The organism is Aeromonas sp. 82P (genome assembly GCF_051919365.1).
GTDB lineage: Bacteria > Pseudomonadota > Gammaproteobacteria > Enterobacterales > Aeromonadaceae > Aeromonas > Aeromonas veronii.
Genome location: NZ_JBQBEV010000001.1, coordinates 3,601,537 through 3,618,704, shown reverse-complemented (window position 1 = coordinate 3,618,704; position 17,168 = coordinate 3,601,537). Strand labels below are relative to the sequence as shown.

15 protein-coding genes are annotated in these 17,168 nt (G+C 60.8%); 12 read left to right on the top strand and 3 right to left on the bottom strand.

Translation table 11 applies throughout. From position 1 onward, the window contains the following. Nucleotides 1-25: 25 nt before the first annotated feature. Nucleotides 26-2,128, top strand: coding sequence for a sensor histidine kinase (locus tag ACTG2S_RS16430; protein WP_439982958.1), 2,103 nt, complete (start codon nt 26-28; stop codon nt 2,126-2,128). A gap of 79 nt (nt 2,129-2,207) precedes the next feature. Here the strand turns inward: ACTG2S_RS16430 and ACTG2S_RS16425 are convergent, their stop codons facing one another. Together ACTG2S_RS16425 and ACTG2S_RS16420 are read right to left on the bottom strand one after the other, a co-directional pair. Further along, on the bottom strand, nt 2,208-3,074 hold the full coding sequence (locus tag ACTG2S_RS16425) for a helix-turn-helix transcriptional regulator (RefSeq protein WP_104014986.1): 867 nt from the start codon (nt 3,072-3,074) through the stop codon (nt 2,208-2,210). Between the two features lie 15 nt (nt 3,075-3,089). Next, a complete protein-coding gene (locus tag ACTG2S_RS16420; RefSeq protein WP_236293369.1) occupies nt 3,090-3,947 on the bottom strand; it encodes a formate dehydrogenase accessory sulfurtransferase FdhD in 858 nt (285 codons plus the stop codon). A 235-nt stretch (nt 3,948-4,182) separates the two neighbouring features. On the opposite strand from ACTG2S_RS16420, the gene ACTG2S_RS16415 reads away from it, so the two are divergent. From ACTG2S_RS16415 to ACTG2S_RS16370, 10 genes are all read left to right on the top strand, one after another. Next, a complete protein-coding gene (locus ACTG2S_RS16415) occupies nt 4,183-4,848 on the top strand; it encodes a hypothetical protein (protein ID WP_139391600.1) in 666 nt (221 codons plus the stop codon). Nucleotides 4,849-5,220: 372 nt separating this feature from the next. Beyond that, complete coding sequence (locus ACTG2S_RS16410; RefSeq protein ID WP_439982956.1) at nt 5,221-5,799, top strand: DUF3305 domain-containing protein; 579 nt, start codon at nt 5,221-5,223, stop codon at nt 5,797-5,799. Continuing rightward, complete coding sequence (locus ACTG2S_RS16405) at nt 5,792-6,385, top strand: DUF3306 domain-containing protein (protein WP_439982953.1); 594 nt, start codon at nt 5,792-5,794, stop codon at nt 6,383-6,385. Before ACTG2S_RS16410 ends, ACTG2S_RS16405 begins: the two co-directional genes overlap by 8 nt. A gap of 103 nt (nt 6,386-6,488) precedes the next feature. Further along, nucleotides 6,489-8,261 carry a 4Fe-4S binding protein gene (locus tag ACTG2S_RS16400; RefSeq protein ID WP_274161787.1) on the top strand — a complete coding sequence of 591 codons (1,773 nt, stop codon included), beginning with the start codon at nt 6,489-6,491 and terminating at the stop codon, nt 8,259-8,261. A gap of 10 nt (nt 8,262-8,271) precedes the next feature. Continuing rightward, entirely contained in the window at nt 8,272-8,889 is a 618-nt protein-coding gene (locus tag ACTG2S_RS16395) for a TorD/DmsD family molecular chaperone (RefSeq protein WP_439982949.1), read from the top strand. Between the two features lie 101 nt (nt 8,890-8,990). Next, complete coding sequence (locus ACTG2S_RS16390) at nt 8,991-9,194, top strand: transcriptional initiation protein Tat (protein WP_005303194.1); 204 nt, start codon at nt 8,991-8,993, stop codon at nt 9,192-9,194. 35 nt (nt 9,195-9,229) lie between these two features. Further along, the gene (locus tag ACTG2S_RS16385; RefSeq protein WP_439982946.1) at nt 9,230-12,106 is read left to right on the top strand and encodes a formate dehydrogenase subunit alpha; all 2,877 of its coding nucleotides are present in this window, start codon (nt 9,230-9,232) and stop codon (nt 12,104-12,106) included. 4 nt (nt 12,107-12,110) lie between these two features. Further along, a complete protein-coding gene (gene fdh3B, locus ACTG2S_RS16380; protein WP_005334799.1) occupies nt 12,111-12,737 on the top strand; it encodes a formate dehydrogenase FDH3 subunit beta in 627 nt (208 codons plus the stop codon). Beyond that, nucleotides 12,734-13,705, top strand: coding sequence for a formate dehydrogenase subunit gamma (locus ACTG2S_RS16375; RefSeq protein ID WP_421283304.1), 972 nt, complete (start codon nt 12,734-12,736; stop codon nt 13,703-13,705). The genes fdh3B and ACTG2S_RS16375 overlap by 4 nt, the downstream gene beginning before the upstream one ends. A gap of 159 nt (nt 13,706-13,864) precedes the next feature. After that, nucleotides 13,865-14,275 carry a hypothetical protein gene (locus ACTG2S_RS16370; protein WP_013723543.1) on the top strand — a complete coding sequence of 137 codons (411 nt, stop codon included), beginning with the start codon at nt 13,865-13,867 and terminating at the stop codon, nt 14,273-14,275. A gap of 87 nt (nt 14,276-14,362) precedes the next feature. Here ACTG2S_RS16370 and ACTG2S_RS16365 read toward each other — a convergent pair whose 3' ends face one another. After that, on the bottom strand, nt 14,363-15,127 hold the full coding sequence (locus tag ACTG2S_RS16365; protein WP_439982943.1) for a substrate-binding periplasmic protein: 765 nt from the start codon (nt 15,125-15,127) through the stop codon (nt 14,363-14,365). 274 nt (nt 15,128-15,401) lie between these two features. Here ACTG2S_RS16365 and ACTG2S_RS16360 point away from each other — a divergent pair, with 274 nt between their 5' ends. Further along, nucleotides 15,402-17,117 (top strand): NAD-dependent malic enzyme, encoded by a 1,716-nt coding sequence (locus ACTG2S_RS16360; RefSeq protein WP_274161785.1) that lies wholly within the window; start codon nt 15,402-15,404, stop codon nt 17,115-17,117. Nucleotides 17,118-17,168 lie beyond the last annotated feature (51 nt).

Here is a 17,168-nt window from a genome sequence, read left to right as displayed (position 1 = left end):
GGAAGGCTGATCGGATGGGGTGGCGATGAAGCTGACCCTGCTCTCCCGCTGCATGCGCGCCCTGTTGCCCCGTTGCGTGCGCACCAAAGTGCGCTGGCGCCTGCTGCTGCTCACCTCGGTACCCATCATGCTCACTCTGGTGGGCATGATAGCGCTCACCCTCTACTGGACTCTCACCTACAGCTGGCAGAACCTGCTCACCACGGTGCGCAGCGATCTTGGGGTGGCCCACCACGCCATCACGGTGCAGCAGCAGCGCCAGACCAAGCATCTCGAGCATCTGCGCGATGCCTGGGCCTTTCAGCTTCGGCTGCGGGAATCGCCGGATCAGTTGCATGACTGGGTGATGCCGCTGGCGGCCAACTATGGTCTCGATTTTCTGCGCTTGCGCCGTGGCCCCGAGCTGGATCAGCTGACGGCGCAGGAGCGCGCCGCCCTCACGGCCGGTCGCAGCGTCAGCCACTTCGTGGTCTGGTCGCAGCAGGAGATGCTCGCCCTCTCCCAGCAACTGGCCAAGCGGGCTGTGTTGTGGCAGCGGGATGGCACCAGGGTGGTGGAGGACAGGGGGCTGATCAGCCTGTCACTGACCCCTGTGATGGGCCGCGACGGCTCCCTTTGGGCCGTGCTGGAGGGGGGCGAGCTTGTCAACGGCAGCACCCGGCTGGTGGATGAGCTCAAGGGGCAGGTGTTTGCCAAAAATACCCTGCCGGATGGCAGCGTTGGCACTGTCACCCTGTTTCTCGACGATCTGCGGGTGAGCACCAACGTGCCGGTCAGCAGCAGCCGTCAGGTGGGCCGGGCGGTGGGCACCCGGGTCTCGCCGCCGGTGCGCGATCAGGTACTGGGGCGGGGGGAGATGTGGGTTGACCGCGCTTTCGTCCACGACGCCTGGTATGTCTCCGGCTACGAGCCACTGCTGGGGGCTAGGGGCGAGCGGCTCGGCATGCTCTATGTGGGCTTTCTCGAGTGGCCCATTATCCGCACCTACCTCACCAATCTGGTGGAGCTGGGCTCCGGAGTAGTGCTGCTGTTACTGCTCTCGGGCCTGCTGGTCTATCGCGGTGCGCGGGATCTCTTCTCCCCTATCGAGCGGATGCACAAGGTGGTGCGGCAGGTGCAGGCCGGGGAGTCGGCTCGCATCGGCCCGCTGGCCCTCGACCCTGACCACGAGCTGGCCCAGCTCGGTCGCCAGTTCGACGCCATGCTGGACAGGCAGGAGGCGCATCAGCAGCAGATGGCCCGCAGTGCCGACGAGCTGGAGCAGAAGGTGGCCGAGCGTACCCAAAGCCTCGAGCTCAAGACTGCCGAGCTGGAAGATCATATCCATATGCTGACCGAGGCGCGCCAGCAGTTGCTCATCAGCGAGAAGCTGGCGGCCCTTGGCGAGCTCTCTGCCGGGGTGGCCCATGAGATCAATAACCCGCTGGCGGTGATCCTCGGCAATGTGGAGTTGATGAAGCTGGAGCTGGGGGAGGCGGCCGAGCCGGTCAGCGAGGAGCTGGCGCTGGTGCTGGCCCAGATCGAGCGCATTCGTGCCATCACCCGCAGCTTGCTGCAATATTCGCGCCCTGGCGATTACGAGACAGAGCCTGTGTGGCAGCACCTCAACCCCATCATCGAGGAGAGCCTGACCCTGGTGCGCTCCGCCCTGCGTCAGCAGCAGGTGGAGCTGGTGGCCGATCTCAGGGCCCAGCAGCCCATTGAGGCGGATCGTCAGCAGCTGCTACAGGTGCTGATCAACCTCTTGGTCAACGCCAGCCACGCGCTGGGAGAGCAGGGGGAGATCCGGGTCGAGAGCCGCGACTGGGTCGATGAACTGGGTCAGTTGCGCGGGGCCGAGGTGCGGGTGATCGACAACGGCAGCGGCATTGAGGCGGCCATTATCGACAAGATCTTCGACCCCTTCTTCACCACCCGCGCTACCGGCACCGGTCTGGGGCTGGCCCTGAGCCACCGCATTATCAGTCGCTGGGGTGGGGAGCTGTTGGTGGACTCCACCCCGGGGCAGGGGAGCTGCTTTACCGTGCGGCTGCGCAGCCATGCCCTGCTGCCCAGCGGCAGCGAGCCCGCGAAACTGGAAGGGTGGCGCATTGCCCTCAATGCCGAGGGGCGTGAGACAAGCGATTGATGCTGTTATAAAAAGGCCGTTATAAAAACAGCCCGTCAACATGGTTGGCGGGCTGTTTTGTCGGTGGGTGATTGGTTATTTACTGCGGGCTCCACACCAGCTTGCCGCTTTGGGTCAGGTCATAGCCGCCGAGGCGGGCCGCCAGCTCGCGCCCCTCGGGGGATTGCAGCCAGCCGATCAGCTGTTGTAGCAGGGTGCGAAAGAAGACCCCCTGCGGCATCACCAGATCGAAGCACTCCTGCGACAAGGGCATAAAGCCGAGGCCAAACTCGGTGGCGGTGCTCTGGGCGCCGGGCCCGACATCCGCATCGCCGCGGCTGATGGCGGCAGCCAGTTCCCGCTCGCTATTGACCTCGAGGGTGCGTTCCAGCCGGGTCAGCGACTCCCCCTGGGTTTGCAGCCACTCCTGCAGGGCGCGCTGGCTGCCAGCCCCCTCTTGACGCATGGCCCAGCGCCAGTCGAGCGCCTCTTTCGCCTCCTTGGGTTGCAGCCCTTGCCGCAGCACCAGCCCCTGCACCCGCCTGAATCCATGAACGATCACCCATTGCCGGTGGCCCTGATACTGCTGCACCAGCGCCGGATGGCGCAGGTGCGCCTCCTCGGCCTGCCCCCAGTGGATGGCGCAGAGATCCACATGGCCGCGCGCCAGCATCGCCAGCCCCTGACGGGTGCCGCACGGGGTGTAGCCCACCAGTGCCTGAGTGCCGAGCTGCCGGGCCAAGCGGCTGCTGGCGTAGTGCAGCAGCACATCGTCCGAGCCTGCCAGCAGCAGCCGGTCGTTCATCACCCCCTCGTGGCAACTGCCGAGCAGCCAGCGGTCGAGCAGGGAGCGGGGAAACAGCCACTTGCCGGTCGCCTTGGTGGCGGGGATACGCGCCTCGTTGGCGAGCTGGTAGACCTTCTTCTCGTTGAGATCGAGGTATTCCGCCACCTGCTTCACGTTCATAAACTCGTTCATGGTTTAATCCCGCATCCCGCGACCGGCCGAACCGGGCGCCAGCACCGGCGGCTTCTCGTCCAGCACCATATGGTCGTGGCCGCTGAATACCTCGAAATGGCGCCCTTTGGCGCGGGCAATCATGGTGATGCCGAGCTGGCGGGCGAGATCCAGCCCCATCTGGGTGACGCCGGAGCGCGACAGCAGCACCGGAATGCCCATCTGCGCCACCTTGATCACCATCTCCGAGGTGAGCCGCCCTGTGGTGTAGAAGATCTTGTCGTGGCCACTCTCGCCGCGCATCCAGAGCTCGCCCGCCAGGGTATCCACCGCATTGTGGCGCCCCACATCTTCGACAAAGGAGAGGATCTCCGCGCCGCGACAGATGGCGCAGCCATGAACGGCACCCGCCATCTTGTAGGTTTCGTTATGGGCCGACAGCGCCTTGAGCAGTGCGTAGAGGGTGCTCTGTTTAAGCTCCGGCGCCGCCAAGACCACCCCTTCGAGCTTCTTCATCACACTGCCATACATGGTGCCCTGACCGCAGCCGGAGGTGACCGTCTTCTTCTCCAGTGACTTGTCGAGATCGGCGGCCTGCTGACTGCTTACCACGGCGGCGGCCTCGCTCTCCCAGTCGACGATCACCGACTCGATGGCCGAAATATCCTCGATAAAGCCCTGATTTTTCAGATAACCCAGTACCAGCGCTTCGGGGCGGGCCCCCAGCGTCATCAGGGTTACTATCTCCTTCCAGTTGAGGTAGACCGTCAGTGGCCGCTCACAGGCGATTTGGCGGGTTTGCAGTGTGCCCTGTTCATCCATCACCTCGACGGCCATGGTGAGCTGGGCGGCAGCATTGCTTTTGATAAAGGTCGGTGTCATGGGCCCCTCGCGACCGGTTGCCGGGATCTAAGGGGAGGGATACAGCAAGTTTTGTTCCAGATTGTTAAAAGAAAATTATCGTTGTAGGTAAACATATTGTGTTTTGCAAAAATCGATCAAAATATCACTTTTTATTGGGTTCTGTATGAGTTCGTATGATAAAGTTTATTCATTAGGTATAAATATTTAATTTGTTTGTGTTTGATTTTACAAAAGCAAGGGTGATAGGTTCGTAATGTTAAGCGAAAATTTATTGAGTTATAGGAAGAGGATTGATGAAGATACAGGCTTACAGAGTAAAAGGAAACTATTGGTTTTACTATCTGTTTTGATGTTAGCCATTGACTTTACTGGTGCGACATTCAAAGAAGCAAATACATTTATATTTAAAATTGAATTTGAAAATCAGTCTGGCTTGAATGTTTTTTTACTTTTATCGGTTGTGTACCTTCTAATTCGTTACTACGCATATGCACATAGTTATCATGAAGAGCTTTACAATCTATGGTCTGGTCGAATGCTTGAAGACCGAAATGTGTTTTACTATGACGTTGTTATGGAAGATGTACGTGGTTTATTAGGGCCTGCTGTGGAGTTTTCTGGGAGCGATGAGCCTGGTATACAAGAATCTAAGTATTACGTATCTGGAATATTTAAAAGGGCACTAATATTCCCCTCTTATCACATAGATGAAGATGGCGAGACACATCAATTTGAAGAGTTGATTAAATTAACAAAGTTTAATGATAAATGGACGCGTAAAAAATATATTAAGTTACTTTCATATGAATTAAAATATCAATCTTCAGCATTTTTTAAGTATCGAGAGAATTTGGATCTTATTGGCCCATATGTGATTGGAAGCTTGGCGATTATGCTGACTTTATGGAAAATGCTATAGGTTACTGCGGCGAGCATCTCGTATGTTGGGATGAATTGTAGGTTGGTGCTGAACGAAGTGAAGCCCAACGTTTACCACAGAATATTTCAAAAGCAATAATCGGATAATTTGGTGTTATTCGATTATTGCCATCCCTTTTGATTCGGCTCTGGCGGATTGGTTTTACGCGGCATGTTGGGCTTCGCTGCGCTCTGCACCAACCTACGCTCGCGCCAACCTGCATCAAAGCCCCCATCGGCCACCAGACCGGCCTTGGCCCCACTCTTGCTATGTCTTATCCCATTAATGGCCGTGGCCGCCCTGAATGCCCTGCTCTGAGCCGCCCCGAACGGGGTGGATTACGGGGGAGGGCGGCCCGGTAGAGACCTTCTGATGGGAGCCGTGACAGTGCAAGAGACAACCAAACCCCTCTCCCCGCAGCGCTGGCTGCAACTGGAGTTAAAGGCCATCGACAGCCAGGTTGGCCGCTGGCAGAGCCGCCGTTTCGAGATTGCGGCGCTCCATCCCGCCGAACCTGAGGCTGTCGGTGCTTTGCCCCTTACCCTGTTTCGCGATGAGCGGGGGGATTATCGCTTCAATCTGAGCTCCGGCTCGCCCCGCCTCTTTGTCACCGGAAGCCGCGTGGACAATGGCTTTGTGGCCGATGGCCTGACCCTGAGCCAGACCGTGGCCGCCGCCTATATGGATGGCGAGCGGCAGGTGCTCTCCTGCCCGCTGCCCGAGGCGCTGCAAGCCTGGGTGGAGTCCTTTATCGGTCGTCACGGCGAGCTGCTGGAGGCCCGTCGCAAGGGCAAGAAGGGCAAGGGACGGGCGCAGGATCAGCTCGGTGTCGATACGGTAGATCAAGCCAGCTGCGGCGCCGTTAAAGCCACCGGCCCCGATGGCCGCGAGCGTGGCAGCGACGCCGGAACCTGTGCCGTAAACAAGGCCGGAAACAACGCCCATGAGTGAGTTCCTCAAGCGTTGGTCGTCTCGCAAGAGTGAGGCGCGCAAGCATCAGGCATTGCAGCCACGGGAAGAGGCCATTCCCGAGGCTGTTACCGTGTCAACCGAAAGCAGTGGCGAAGCTGAAAATCCAGATACCTCGCTGGATAGCCCCGTAGTCAGCACTGACAAGGGGAGCTGTGAACCTCTTGCCGTTGAGGGTGCCGAGAGTGGCGAACCGCCGCTGAAAACGGCCCAGCCGGGCAAGGCCAAACTCCCCGACAGGGAGGCGCTGCGGGCCATGTTTCGCAGCCACAAACCGGATGGGCTCGACGACTACACCCAGGATTTCAGCCAGCCCGAATTGCTGCCCGCAGCCCTGAGCGCCGGGCTGCGCAACTGGCTGGTAGATCAGGTAACCGCCCCGGAGAGCGAATCGACCAATTCGGCCAGCGGATCCGCTGAACCGGTGGCGCTTGTCAGCGAACCTTCCGCCGACGAGCTGGCTGATAACCATTCTCAAACCCACACCGACGATCGGGACATTTTGGTTTCCTCTGGTGGACAAAATGTCCCAACCGAAGGTGGGGGAATGGAACCCTCAGGATCCTGACTCCCTGTCAGTCACTTTTTTCCCGGGGGAGTTGGCTCGCCTCTTGCTCTCTCGGCTTACCAACAAGCGCCCATCCCATGAGGTGGCGCGCACAGGAGCGTATGTGAGCACTGAACAAACATTGCCAAATCTGGCCCCAAATCTGGCCTCCAATCTTGCCCATGGGGAGGGGGCGGCCGAGCATAACGCGCGCGCTCGCGCCTATGCCCTGCAGCATACGGTCAAGACCGACAACCTGATCCCGGCCACTGTCTCTTACCAGAGTCAGGGGCGCCTGCTGCTGGTCGGCCCGGAAGACCGCATTCGCCGCGCTGCCAGCCTGCTGCCCGCCGGGGTGAAGCCCACTCTGCTGGTGACCGAAGCTGTGCATGACGCCGAGGCGGCAGATCTCGAAGCCATTTTCGATGCCACCGCATCCCTCGCGGCACTGACCCTGCGCGAACCGAGCCTGACAGGTTATCTGGGGCAGTTTCAGCTCACCGGCCTCAATGGGCAGGGGGAGCGGGTTAACCTGGCGGCGCTTTGCTTCCCACAACAAGGCTTTCCACACCAAGCAGCTGTTGTCAGTGAACAGCCACGCGAACCTCGCTTCGATCTGGTGGCCGATCTGGGCCGCGCCCCGCTCTTTGCGCTGGAGCGCCCGCCGGTCGGCTATCTACATCTTGCCGATGACGATGGGCTGGCCGAACGGCTTGTCGATCTCTGCGCGCTGACCGGTATCTTCGACAAGCCTCGCTATTTTCGCCTCGACCCCGAGGCCTGCGCCTTTACCGCCCGCGGCGTGCCCGGTTGCAGCCGCTGCCTCGATGTCTGCCCGACCGATGCGCTCAAGCCCATCAATGGTCGCATCCAGATCGATCCCCATCTCTGTCAGGGCTTTGGCAGCTGCGCCTCTGCCTGCCCGACCGGGGCGATTGCCTATCACCAGCCCGACGCCAACACCAGCGGCGACTACCTGCTGCGCCTGCTCAAGCACTACCGCGAGGCGGGGGGCGAAGCGCCCCAGCTGCTGATCGCCGGTGAAAGCGAGCGCGAATGGGTGGAAACGGAACTCATACGACTGCCCGCCAACTGGCTGCCAGTCTGGGTGGAGGAGAGCGCGAGTTTAGGCATCGAGAGCTGGTTTGCCGCCCTTGCCTATGGCGCCAGTGCGGTGCGCATTGCGCTGGGTGACGATGCCCCCGAAAGCGTCCGTGCGCTGGTTGAGCGGGAGCTGGCGAGCGCCGCCGTGCTCTTGGCGGGCGCTGGGCTTGCTGCCAATCGTATTGCCCTGTTTAACGGCGATGCCGAAATGGATGAGTCTCTTTACGCGCAGTCAGCCATTGCCCTGCTGGAGAAGCCGCTCAAAGGGGACAAACGGGAAAACCTGTTTGCCGCCTTCGACGCCCTCTGGCAGGCCAACGAAGGGAGCCGCGAGCCGCTGGCGGTGCCTCACGGCGCCCCTTACGGCAGCGTGGAACTCAAAGAGTCTGACTGCACCCTCTGCATGGGCTGCGTGGCAGTCTGCCCGAGCCGAGCCCTGCATGCGGTGGGTCATGCTCCCGGCCTCAACTTTATCGAGCAGGACTGCATCCAGTGCGGCATGTGCGAAAAGGCGTGCCCCGAGCAGGCCATCGAACTGATGCCCCGCCTGCAACCCGTGCCCGAGGCGCGCCGCGCCGTGCAGAGCCTCAAAGCCGAAGAGGCGGCCTGCTGCATTCGCTGCTCCAAGCCGTTCGCGCCCGCCTCAATGATCCGCCGCATCCAGCAAAAACTGGCCGGTCACTCCCACTTCCAGAACGAGGCCGCCCAGCGGCTGCTGATGTGCGAGGACTGTCGGGTCAAGGATGTGTTTGCGGCGCTGTCGGCGGATCCCGTCTCCCAGCTCAAGGTATGAGGGGCCAGTGATGAGTGAACAACATAACGAAAAGTCTGGCGAACTGACCATGACCGAACTGGAACAGAGCAGCGCCGATCTCTACGCCCTGCTGGCAAGCCTCTGGCGTGCAGCCCCCCGTGGCGAACAGCTCGCCTGGCTGCAAGGGTTGCAGCCGATGCCGGGCCCCTTTGCCAGAGGGCTGGGGCTGGTGCAGCTGGCGGCCAGCAGCCACCACGAAAACGAGCTTGCCGAGGAGTATCAGGAGCTCTTTATCGGGCTGGGGCGCGGGGAGATCGTGCCGTTTGCCTCCTGGTATCTCACCGGCTCTTTGATGGAGCTGCCGCTGGCGGTGCTGCGCGCAGATCTGCAGTCCCTCGGTTTTGAGCGCCAGAGCGGAGTGTGCGAGCCGGAAGATCATCTTGCCGCCCTCTGTGAGGTGATGGCTGTGTTGATTGCCGAGCAGCACCCGGAGCGCAACCGCTTCTATGAACGCCACCTTGCCCCCTGGGTACTCGCCTGCTGCCGCGATCAGCAACAGGCGAAAGGGGGCAGCTTCTACCGGGCGGTCGGGGCCCTTGCCGAAGATTTCTTCAAGCTAGAAAACGAATTGCGCCTGCCGTTTGGCGCCTGTGTGGTGACGGGCTGAACGCCCTTATCCACCCATAACAAGACGAATAGACGAGATGTCCCATTGAACGCGAAGCTGGCGCGCTGGCGCCGGACATTACAAAAACAGAGGTCACAAGAATGAGCGATGAACAGCTGAAAGACCCGTCCCGCCGCAATCTGATCAAGGGAGTTGGCGTGGTCGCCACCATAGGCGTATTGGCCGGTGCCACCGGCCGAGTGGTGGGCAAAGAGGTGCTGACCCACGACACCGAGCCTGACAAGGGCTATCGGGAGACCCCCCATGTTCACGACTTTTATCGCACCCTGCGCGGCACCGACTGAGCCGGATCAGTGCCGAACATAGCGAAGGAGAACTCATGAAACTGACAAAACGTGCCGAGCAGCCCCAGGCGGGTGAGCAGGGCAATCAGGCTGTTCGCGGTCAGGGGCTGACCCGTCGCGCCTTTATGGTCAACTCGGGTCTGGTAGCCGGTGGCGCCGTGGCCGCCGGTTGGCTGGCCCCTGCCATGATGCAGCGGGCCGAGGCCAAAACCGTGGCGGCCGGGGTGCCGGTCGAGGTGAAGCGTACCATCTGTTCCCACTGCTCGGTGGGCTGCGGCGTCTATGCCGAGGTGCAAAACGGCGTCTGGACTGGTCAGGAGCCGGCCTTTGATCACCCCTTCAACTTGGGCGGTCACTGTGCCAAAGGGGCGGCCCTGCGCGAGCACGGCCACGGTGAGCGTCGCCTCAAGTACCCGATGAAGCTGGTGGGCGGCAAGTGGCAGCGCATCAGCTGGGATCAGGCCATCGAAGAGGTGGGCAACGAAGTGCTGCGCCTTCGCAAGGAGTCCGGCCCCGACAGCGTCTACTGGCTCGGCTCCGCCAAGCACTCCAACGAGCAGGCCTACCTGTTTCGCAAGATGGCGTCGCTTTGGGGCACCAACAACGTGGATCACCAGGCGCGCATCTGCCACTCCACCACGGTGGCCGGGGTCGCCAATACCTGGGGCTACGGCGCCATGACCAACAGCCTGAACGACATGCACAACAGCAAGTCGATCATGTTTATCGGCTCCAACCCGGCGGAGGCCCACCCGGTCGCCATGCAGCACATCCTGCTGGCCAAAGAGCGCAACGGCTGCAAGATTTTGGTGGTCGACCCGCGCCGCACCCGCACCGCCGCCAAGGCGGACATGTACCTCTCCCTGCGCCCGGGCACCGACGTCGCCTTTATCTGGGGCATGCTCTGGCACATCTTCAAGAACGGCTGGGAAGATAAAGAGTTCATCCGCACCCGCGTCTACGGTATGGACGAGGTGCAAAAAGAGGTGGCGCGCTGGACTCCGGCGGAAGTGGAGCGGGTGACCGGCCTCAACGAACAGCAGGTCTATGGCGCCGCCAAGCTGCTGGCCGACAACCGTCCCGGCTGCGTGGTCTGGTGCATGGGCGGCACCCAGCACACCACCGGCAACAACAACACCCGTGCCTACTGCATCCTCGAACTGGCCCTCGGCAACGTGGGCAAGAGCGGGGCGGGCACCAACATCTTCCGTGGTCACGACAACGTGCAGGGGGCCACCGATTTTGGCGTCACCTCAGACTCTCTGCCCGGCTACTACGGGCTGGAAGAGGGCTCCTGGAAGCACTGGGCCCGGGTGTGGGACGTCGATTACGAGTGGGTCAAGGCACGTTTTGACAACAAGGCCTACAACGGCAAGCTGCCGATGAACAACAACGGCATTCCGGTCTCCCGCTGGGTGGACGGGGTGCTGGAGAACGCCGATCTGATCGAGCAGGGCTCCAACATCCGCGCCATGTTCTACTGGGGCCATGCGGTCAACTCCCAGACTCGCGGCCCCGAGATGAAGAAGGCGATGCAAAAGCTCGACATGATGGTGATTGTCGACCCGTATCCCACAGTCGCTGCCGTGATGAACGATCGCACCGACGGCGTCTACCTGCTGCCGGCCACCACCCAGTTCGAAACCTATGGTTCCGTCACCGCCACCAACCGCTCCATGCAGTGGCGCGACAAGGTGATCGAGCCCCTGTTCGAATCCAAGGTCGACCACGAAATCATGTATCTGCTGAGCAAGAAGCTCGGCTTTGCCGACCAGTTGTTCAAGCACATCAAGGTGGAGAACAACCAGCCGCTGTTGGAAGACATCACTCGCGAATATAACCGCGGCATGTGGAGCGTGGGCTACACCGGCCAGAGCCCGGAGCGGCTCAAGGCGCACCAGCAGAACTGGCACACCTTCCACAAGACCAACCTCAAGGCCGAAGGTGGCCCGGTCAGTGGCGAAGTGTATGGTCTGCCCTGGCCCTGTTGGGGCACCCCTGAGATGAAGCACCCCGGCAGCCACATCCTCTACGACACCAGCATTCCGGTCTCGCAAGGGGGCGGCGGTTTCCGTGCCCGTTTCGGCATCGAGTATCAGGGCGTCTCGCTGCTCGCCGAAGACTCCTGGCCGAAGGGAAGTGAAGTAGAAGACGGCTATCCCGAGATCACCGCCGATTTGATGAAGCAGCTCGGCTGGTGGGATGAGCTGACCGAGGCCGAGAAAAAAGAGGCCGAGGGCAAGAACTGGAAGACCGACCTCTCCGGCGGCATCCAGCGGGTCGCCATCAAGCACGGCTTCGTCCCCTACGGCAACGCCAAGGCGCGCTGCGTGGTGTGGACCTTCCCAGATCAGGTGCCCAAGCACCGCGAGCCGCTCTACACCCCGCGCCGCGACTTGCTGGCCGACTACGCCACCTGGCCCGATGCCAAGAGCCTGTGGCGCCTGCCGACCCAGTACGCCTCGGTGCAGGAGAAGGATGTCAGCAAGGAGTTCCCCATCATCCTCACCTCCGGCCGTCTGGTGGAGTATGAGGGGGGCGGCGACGAGACCCGTTCCAACCCCTGGCTGGCTGAATTGCAGCAGGAGATGTTCGTCGAGATGAACCCGGCGGATGCCAACGATGTCGGCGTGCGCGACGGTCAGGATGTGTGGGTCGAGGGGCCGGAAGGGGGCCGGGTCAAGGTGAAGGCGCTGGTGACCCCGCGGGTCAAGCCGGGGCTCGCCTTTATGCCGTTCCACTTCGGCGGCCACTTCGAGGGCAAGGATCTGCGATCCAAATATCCGGAAGGGTCTGACCCCTATGTGCTGGGGGAGTCGGTCAACATAGTCACCACCTATGGTTATGACCCGGTCACCCAGATGCAGGAGACCAAGGTCACCCTGTGCCGTTTTCGCAAAGTAGGAGCCTGATCCCATGGCCAGAATGAAATTCATGTGTGACACCAAGCGCTGCATCGAGTGCAACGGCTGTGTGACGGCGTGCAAGAACGAGAACGACGATGCCCTCGAGTGGGGCATCCAGCGCCGCCGGGTGGTGACCCTCAACGATGGCCTGCCGGGGGAGACCTCCATCTCGGTCGCTTGCATGCACTGTACCGACGCCCCCTGCATGGCGGTCTGCCCGGCCGACTGCTTCTATCACACCGACGACGGCATAGTGCTGCACAACAAGGATCTCTGCATCGGTTGCGGTTACTGCCTGTTTGCCTGCCCATTCGGAGCGCCCCAGTTCCCGAAAACCGCCGCCTTTGGCGATCGGGGCAAGATGGACAAGTGCACCTTCTGCGCCGGTGGCCCGGAAGAGGATCACAGCGAGGCGGAGCGCCAGAAGTACGGTGCCAACCGCATCGCCGAGGGCAAGCTGCCCATGTGTGCCGAGCTTTGCTCTACCAAGGCGCTGCTGGCGGGGGATGCGCAGGTCATCTCCGATATCTTCCGCGAGCGGGTTGCCTATCGCGGCGCCAAGGATGCGGCTTGGGGTAATGGCGATGAGCTGTTTCACGATGCCAGCAAGCTGAACAAGCAGGGAGGGGCGGCATGAAAACCTGGCTAATGGCCCTGTTTGCTGCCCTGCTGCTGGTGAGTACCGCAAGTTTCGCCGATGCCGAGAAAGAGGCGGTCGGCTTTGCCGGCGCCGATTATTGGCGGGCGGTGAAGGATGGGCAGGAGGGGGTGACCACCTCCCGCTCGCCGGAGCACGGAGTGCTTATCTCGGTGCCGGGCCAGCTCTGGTTCGAGGTGAAGACCAAGTGGGTGTCGCCGCTCGGTGCCATCGCTATCTTTGGATCCTTGGGCATGTGCGGTCTGATGTACCTGGTGGTGGGGCAGACCAAGCTCTCCAAACCGCGCACCGGGCGCAAGCTCAAGCGCTGGAGTCGGCTTGATCGGGCGCTGCACTGGACCACGGCGGCCATGTTTCTGACCCTTTCCGGGTCGGGGCTGGCCATCATCTACGGCAAGTACTTCATCAAGCCGGTGGTGAGCCTCGGGGTGTGGGAGAACTGGATCTGGTTTGCCAAGGTGTTCCACAACTACGTGGGGCCGCTCTTCTTCCTCTGCCTGATGGGGGTGCTCATCAAGTGGTTCCGCCACAACATCGTCAACATGGTGGATGTGCAGTGGTTCATGAAGTTTGGTGGCATGCTCGGCAAGCACAAGGGGAGTCACCCCTCGGCGGGCTTCTCCAACGGCGGCGAGAAGGCGATCTTCTGGCTGCTGATCTGGTTTGGCGGCATTGTGGTTGCGACCGGGCTGTTCCTCGACTTCCCCATCTTCGGCCAGCTGCGCCGTCAGATGGAGTGGGCCAGCTTCATCCATATCGTAGGCGCCTTGATCCTTATCTGCGGCTTTATCTTCCATATCTACATGGGCCTGTTCCAGCTGGAAGGGGCGCTGGAGGGGATGGTGACCGGCGAGGTGGACGAGACCTGGGCCAAGGAGCACCACGACCTCTGGTATGAAGAGGTGAAACACACCCTCGATGAGCCCAAGGCGGGCAAATCAAGCTGATGGTCGACAAAGAGTAAAGAGAAGGGGCGCTGCGGCGCCCCTTTTGATGGCGGGTCGATCGTGATGGCAAATTGATTGAGCGATACCGCGAACGGCGATGGTTTTTTGGGCCACCTTGAGCAACAGTAACAGGGGTTCCATTCACACAAGGGATGACAAATGATGAGAAAAGCATGGCTGGCAGCGGTATGTGCATCTGCGCTCTTCGGTGGTATTGCGGGCGTGGCGCAGGCGGCTGACGGGATCAAGACCCAGCAAGTGCAGTTCAAAAAGGGGGAGTCAGGGGCAACCATCAACGGCACCATTCAGGGTAGCCAGACCCTCGATTACAAGCTGACGGCCAACAAGGGCCAGAGCATGGTGGTGATCCTGACCGGCAAGCCCTACTTCAATATTCTGCCGCCGGGCAGCAAGGGGGAGGCGATGTTTATCGGCTCTACGGAAGGGAACAACTTTGAGGCAACCCTGCCCGCCAAGGGCACTTATACCATTCGGGTCTACCAGATGGGGGCGGCCGAGAGCAGCAAGGCCAAGACGCCGTTCAAGCTGGAGGTGGGCATCAGCGGCTAATGCCAGCAGTTGACAAGCATCACAGAGGTGGCGGCCACAAAGGGCCGCCACCGTTGTTTTATCCCCTCTGTTTTTGCCTCGCCAAGGTTAATAGTCCCCCCGGGCCAGCCGTTCGAAGTAGCGCTGATAACGTCCGCTGGCGATGGTCTGCTGCAACTGTTGATTGAACTGATCCCGCAGTTTGGCTGAATCTGGCATCTTGCGCGGGAACATCACGAAGCTGTCGTTGCGCAGAAAAGGGGTCTGACTGTGGGTGATGAGTGCCGCGCTGGCGGGATCGAGCTGGCTCTGCAGCTCGGCCAGACCGACTCGCAGCTCTTGCGGATAGAGGTCGATCCGTCCGCGCAGCAGCTTGCCGAAATTCTGTTTCACGTCGGTGACTTTCTGTAGGGTTACCTTGCCATCGGCCACCATCTTGTCCAGCTCGGGCCCGTAGCTATAGGCGATATCGACCCCCAACCGCATGCCGATGATCTGCTCAAGGCGCTCGGCCTGCAGTTGCCGTGATTTGAGGGAGAAGAAGACAAACTGCTCCTGCAGCACCGCTTCGCTAAACAGAAAATCCTGCTCCCGCTCCGGTTTGTGCATCCAGACGGCGGTGGCGTCGTAGAGCTGGCTGTTGGCCGCCAGTGAATAGACCCGACCCCAGGGGGCGAAGTGGAACTTCACCTCATAGCCCGCCTCCTTGAACAGATCGCTGATAAGGTGGGCCACTGGACCGTGCTGTTTTGATTGCTCGGAGACGAAAGGGGGCCATTCACCCACGATGATGTTGAGCACCCGGCCCGGAGCGGCGAGAGCCGACTGGCAGGTCAGAAACAACCACAGAGCAAGCAGCGGGATCAGGCGCATGGCAGAAAGAAGGGGGCGCAGGCTGGCAGAGGCGAGGGCATCAGATCACTCCCGGCTGTGATGCGGTGAAAGGGGCTGGGTTGCCCGCAATGCTAACATGAGTCTCATTCATTGCCGTGGATATTTGTCTCGCCGGGGCCGCCAGGCGCCTATTTTGGCCGCAGGGTATGCCCAAGCTCACAAAACCGATCGAGTAAACGTCATATGATTGATTTCATTATGAGTCTTGCTCTCCTGCCGAACGGCAATTTCACGTAAATCAAAGAGAATGACTATGGCTACCGGACAATATCTGCTGTGGAAAGATGCACAGGGACAGGATTTTCGCCCCGTTGCACTGACCGGCACTGATCTGCTTAACAATCGATACCTCAACAAGGGCACGGCCTTCACCGAACAGGAGCGGGCCGATTTTGATCTCGATGGTTTGCTGCCGCCTCAGGTACAAACTTTTGAAGCCCAGCTCGAGCGAGTGTATGAGGGGTTCAAGAGCGCTTGCAGCGATATCGAGAAGTACCAGAACCTGCGTGCTCTGCAGGATCGCAACGAAACCCTGTTTTATGCCCTGTTGTCACGCCATGTGGAGGAGATGACTCCCTATATCTATACCCCGACCGTGGGCAAGGCGTGTCAGGAGTTCAGCCACCGCTTCCAGAAGCCGCGCGGCCTCTACATTACCCCGGACAACGTGGATGACATGGGCAGTCAGGCCCGTCACTTCGATGCCAAATCGATCCGCATCATAGTTGTCACCGACAGCCAGGGTATTCTGGGGATCGGCGACCAGGGTGTTGGCGGCATGGGGATCCCCATCGGCAAGCTGGCGCTCTATACCCTGGGGGCCGGTATTCACCCCGCCTGCTGCATGCCCATCGCGCTGGATGTGGGCACCGACAACCAGAAACTGCTCGATGACCCCATGTATCTGGGCCGCCCCCACAAGCGGATTCGCGGCAAGGAGTATGAAGAGTTCATCGACAAGTTCGTGCAGGGGGTCAAGCGCCACTTCCCCAACGCCGTGCTGCAGTGGGAAGACTTCAGCAAATCCAACGCCTTCAACAATCTGGCCCGCTACCAGCAGGCACTGCCGTCATTCAACGATGATATTCAGGGCACCGGTGCCGTGGTGCTGGCCGGTATCATAGGCGCGGTCAAGGTCAAGGGGGAGACCCTGGGTCAGCAGAACTATCTGGTCTATGGCGCTGGCGCCGGCGGGGTTGGTGTCGCGGATCAGATCTGCGCGGGAATGATCCGTGAGGGGATGGATCCGCAGGCGGCCCGCGATCGCATCTACATCCTGGATACCCAGGGGCTGGTGTGCGACAACCGGGATGGGCTTGACGAGTACAAGCGTCGCTACGCCAAGCCGGGGCTGCTGCTGGCAGGCTGGGAGACCGAGGTACCCGGCAAGGCCAATCTGGCCGATGTACTGCGTCATGTGCCCATTACCGTGTTGCTGGGTACCAGTGGCTCGGGCGGTGCCTTCCAGGAAGAACACATCCAGCTGATGCTGCAGCATTGCGAGCGCCCCATGGTGTTCCCGCTCTCCAACCCGACCGCCAACTGTGAAGCGCTGCCGGAGGATATCTACCGCTGGAGCAAGGGCAAAGCCATTGTCGCGACAGGCAGCCCGTTCAAGGATGTGAGCTACGAGGGGCAGGAGTTCCGAGTCGGGCAGGGCAATAACGTCTTTATCTTCCCCGGTGTTGGTCTGGCGGCCATCGTCAGCCAGATCCGCGAGATCACACCCGATGTCTTCACTACTGCCGCCTTTGCGCTGGCCGAGTGCGTGAGTGAGGTGGACCTGGCGAAAGGAGCCGTGTATCCCCGCATTCGCGAGCTGCGCAGCATCTCGGTGCATGTGGCGACCGCCGTGCTCAAGGATATCGTGCGCCGGGATCCCTCCCACCCGCTGATCGGTCAGGATCTGCAGCAGCATATCCTCAACCACATGTGGGAGCCGGTTTACCTGCCCTATCGTCGGGTATAACCGCATATTCACCGCCCGGATAACGGGTCGGAAATGATGACAAGGGGGTAG

Excerpts from the sequence above, each read along its gene's own strand:
- ACTG2S_RS16430 (WP_439982958.1), top strand. The coding sequence starts at position 26 with ATGAAGCTGACCCTGCTCTCCCGCTGCATGCGCGCCCTGTTGCCCCGT.
- ACTG2S_RS16425 (WP_104014986.1), bottom strand. The coding sequence starts at position 3,074 with ATGAACGTGAAGCAGGTGGCGGAATACCTCGATCTCAACGAGAAGAAG.
- ACTG2S_RS16420 (WP_236293369.1), bottom strand. The coding sequence starts at position 3,947 with ATGACACCGACCTTTATCAAAAGCAATGCTGCCGCCCAGCTCACCATG.
- ACTG2S_RS16415 (WP_139391600.1), top strand. The coding sequence starts at position 4,183 with ATGTTAAGCGAAAATTTATTGAGTTATAGGAAGAGGATTGATGAAGAT.
- ACTG2S_RS16410 (WP_439982956.1), top strand. The coding sequence starts at position 5,221 with ATGGGAGCCGTGACAGTGCAAGAGACAACCAAACCCCTCTCCCCGCAG.
- ACTG2S_RS16405 (WP_439982953.1), top strand. The coding sequence starts at position 5,792 with ATGAGTGAGTTCCTCAAGCGTTGGTCGTCTCGCAAGAGTGAGGCGCGC.
- ACTG2S_RS16395 (WP_439982949.1), top strand. The coding sequence starts at position 8,272 with ATGAGTGAACAACATAACGAAAAGTCTGGCGAACTGACCATGACCGAA.
- ACTG2S_RS16390 (WP_005303194.1), top strand. The coding sequence starts at position 8,991 with ATGAGCGATGAACAGCTGAAAGACCCGTCCCGCCGCAATCTGATCAAG.
- ACTG2S_RS16385 (WP_439982946.1), top strand. The coding sequence starts at position 9,230 with ATGAAACTGACAAAACGTGCCGAGCAGCCCCAGGCGGGTGAGCAGGGC.
- fdh3B (WP_005334799.1), top strand. The coding sequence starts at position 12,111 with ATGGCCAGAATGAAATTCATGTGTGACACCAAGCGCTGCATCGAGTGC.
- ACTG2S_RS16375 (WP_421283304.1), top strand. The coding sequence starts at position 12,734 with ATGAAAACCTGGCTAATGGCCCTGTTTGCTGCCCTGCTGCTGGTGAGT.
- ACTG2S_RS16370 (WP_013723543.1), top strand. The coding sequence starts at position 13,865 with ATGATGAGAAAAGCATGGCTGGCAGCGGTATGTGCATCTGCGCTCTTC.
- ACTG2S_RS16365 (WP_439982943.1), bottom strand. The coding sequence starts at position 15,127 with ATGCGCCTGATCCCGCTGCTTGCTCTGTGGTTGTTTCTGACCTGCCAG.
- ACTG2S_RS16360 (WP_274161785.1), top strand. The coding sequence starts at position 15,402 with ATGGCTACCGGACAATATCTGCTGTGGAAAGATGCACAGGGACAGGAT.